Here is a 2739-nt window from a genome sequence, read left to right on the forward strand (position 1 = left end):
CCCCACCCTGATCCCGCGACGCGGCACCGCGACTCAGCGACCGAGCACCGCCATCGCCGCGTTGTGCCCGGGGATGCCGCTGACCCCGCCGCCGCGCACCGCTCCGGCGCCGCACAGCAGCACGTTCGCGTGCGCGGTCTCCACGCCCCAGCGGCCCGCGCCCTCCTGCGCGTAAGGGAAGGCGAGGGCCCGGTGGAAGATGTTGCCGCCGGGCAGGCGCAGCTCGCGCTCCAGGTCGAGCGGGGTCTTCGCCTCGATGCAGGGACGTCCGTCGGCGTCCCGCGCCAGGCAGTCCTCCAGGGGCTCGGCGAGGTGGGCGTCGAGCTGGGCGGTCGTCGCCTTCAGGAGTGCGGCGCGGGCGCTGTCGTTGTCGTCGGTGAACAGACGCGCGGGGGTGTGCAGGCCGAAGAGCGTGAGGGTCTGGTATCCGCGGGCGACGAGGTCCGGGGCGAGGATCGTGGGGTCGGTCAGGGAGTGGCAGTAGATCTCGGACGGCGGCGCGCTCGGCAGTTCGCCGGAAGCCGCTTCGCCGTACGCGGTGGCCAACTGCCCGTACCCCTCGGCCACATGGAAGGTTCCGGCGAACGCCTCGCGCGGGTCCACGGCCGTGTCCTTGAGCCGGGGCAGCCGCTCCAGCAGCATGTTCACCTTGAGCTGGGCCCCCTCGGCGGGGGACGGCGGTACGTCGCCGAGGAGCCGGGCGAGGTCCTGCGGGGAGGCGTTCACGAGCACGTGCCGGGCGGCGACGGCGCCCTCGCCGTCCTCGGTGCGGTACGTCACCTCGGCGCGCCGCCCGTCGGTCTCGATCCGCGTCACCTCGTGCCCGGTGACGAGGTGGGCGCCTGCCGCGCGGGCCGCCGCGGCGAGGGCGTCGGTGAGGGCGCCCATGCCGCCGACGGGCACGTCCCAGTCGCCCGTGCCGTTGCCGATGACGTGGTAGAGGAAGCACCGGTTCTGGGCGAGGGTCGGGTCGTGGGCGTCGGCGAACGTGCCGATGAGCGCGTCGGTGAGGACGACGCCGCGCACCAGGTCGTCCGTGAAGTACTCCTCGATGCCGACCCCGATCGGCTCCTCGAAGAGCAGCCGCCAGGCCGCCTCGTCCCCGACGCGCTCGCGCAGCGCGGCCCGGCCGGGGAGGGGTTCGGTCAGAGTGGGGAAGACGCGTGCGGCGATACGGGCGGTGGTCGCGTAGAACCGTTCCCACGCCTCGTACTCGCGTGCGCCGCCGGTCAGCCGGGTGAAGGCGTCGCGGGTGCGCGCGGGGCCGCCGCCGACCAGCAGCCCCGTCGGGCGCCCGTCCCGCACGGTCGGCGTGTACGAGGACACGGTGCGCTTGCGCACGGCGAAGTCGAGGCCCAGATCCCCCACGATCTTGTGAGGAAGCAGGCTGACCAGGTACGAGTAACGGGAGAGCCGGGCGTCCACGCCGGGGAACGGCCGGGTGGAGACGGCGGCCCCGCCGGTGTTCCCGAGCCGCTCCAGCACGGTGACGGTGCGGCCGGCGCGGGCGAGATAGGCGGCGGCGACAAGGCCGTTGTGGCCACCGCCGACGATCACGACGTCGTACTGATCCACATCAAGCTCCTGGAGGTCGCCGACTGTGCCGCAACGCGGCAACACGACGGTACAACTCGACGGCCTCGGGCCCCCGTCCCAGCTGCTCCAGACAGTGCGCCTCGTCGGTGCGGCTGGCCAGGGTGTCGGCGTGCTCCGCACCCAGCACCCGTTCCCGGGCGGCGGCGACCCTGCGGTACTCGACGAGGGCGTCGGGCCAGCGGCCCAGCCAGCCGAGCCCGACGGCGACCTCCCGATGACTGATGAGGGTGTCCGGATGGTCGGGGCCCAGCACGCGCTCGCGGATCGCGCACACGTCGCGCGCCTCGCCGAGCGCCTCCTCCCAGCGGGCCATGCGGCCGAGGTTCACACCGAGGCCGTGCCGGGCCCGCAGCGTCTCGGGATCGGTGGGGCCGCTCACCCGGGTGCGGTCGTCGATCAGGTCGCGGTAGAGCGTGAGCGCCTCGGCGCTGCGGCCGAGGCGGCCCAGGCCGATGCCCACCTCGTACCGCGCGGCCAGGGTGTCGGGATGATCCGGGCCGAGCGCCCGGGCCCGCGCCTGCGCCACCTCGCGGTAGGCCCGCAGCGCCTCGCTCCAGCGTCCCAACTGGCCCAGCGTGTATCCCACTTCGCAGCGCGTGACGAGGGTGTCGGGGTGCTCGGGGCCGAGGACGCGGGCGCGGGCGTCGGCGACCTCGCTCGCCATCCGGTAGGAGTCCTCCAGGCGGCCGAGGCGGCTCAGGTTGAACGCGAGGTTGTGGCGGCAGCGCAGGGTGTCGGGGTGGTCGGGTCCCATGGCGCGCTCGCGGGCGGCGAGGACCGCCGCGTACGCCTGGTGCGCCTCGAAGTGGCGCCCCAACTTTCCCAGCACGTACGCCACTTCCTGCCGCGCGCCGAGCGTCTCGGGGTGCGCGTCGCCGAGGACGCGCTCGCGCCCCTCCACGACGCGCCGGTACTCGCGCAGCGCGTCGGCCGCCCGCCCGGTGCGGCTCAGGCAGAAGGCGACCTCGTAACGGCTGGCGAGGGTGTCGGGGTGGTCGGGGCCGAGCGCGTGCTCCCGCTCGACGACTACCGCGCGGTGCACCTCGCCCGCCTCCGTCCAGCGTCCGAGCCGGCCGAGGCTGAGGCCCGCGTGGTGCCGGGAGGTGAGGGTGGCGAGCAACTCGGGTGCGGGTGCGGGCCGTT

The 2739-nt window shown here is 74.7% G+C and carries 2 protein-coding genes; both read right to left on the reverse strand.

From position 1 onward, the window contains the following. Positions 1-33: 33 nt before the first annotated feature. Positions 34-1575 (reverse strand): NAD(P)/FAD-dependent oxidoreductase, encoded by a 1542-nt coding sequence (locus G3I40_RS01850; protein ID WP_343244795.1) that lies wholly within the window; start codon positions 1573-1575, stop codon positions 34-36. Position 1576: 1 nt separating this feature from the next. After that, positions 1577-2739: tetratricopeptide repeat protein (locus tag G3I40_RS01855; RefSeq protein WP_164300379.1), on the reverse strand; the 1163-nt coding region annotated here is incomplete at its 5' end.

Origin of the sequence: Streptomyces sp. SID14478 (assembly GCF_010548525.1) — a bacterium.
In the GTDB taxonomy this organism is placed as follows: domain Bacteria; phylum Actinomycetota; class Actinomycetes; order Streptomycetales; family Streptomycetaceae; genus Streptomyces.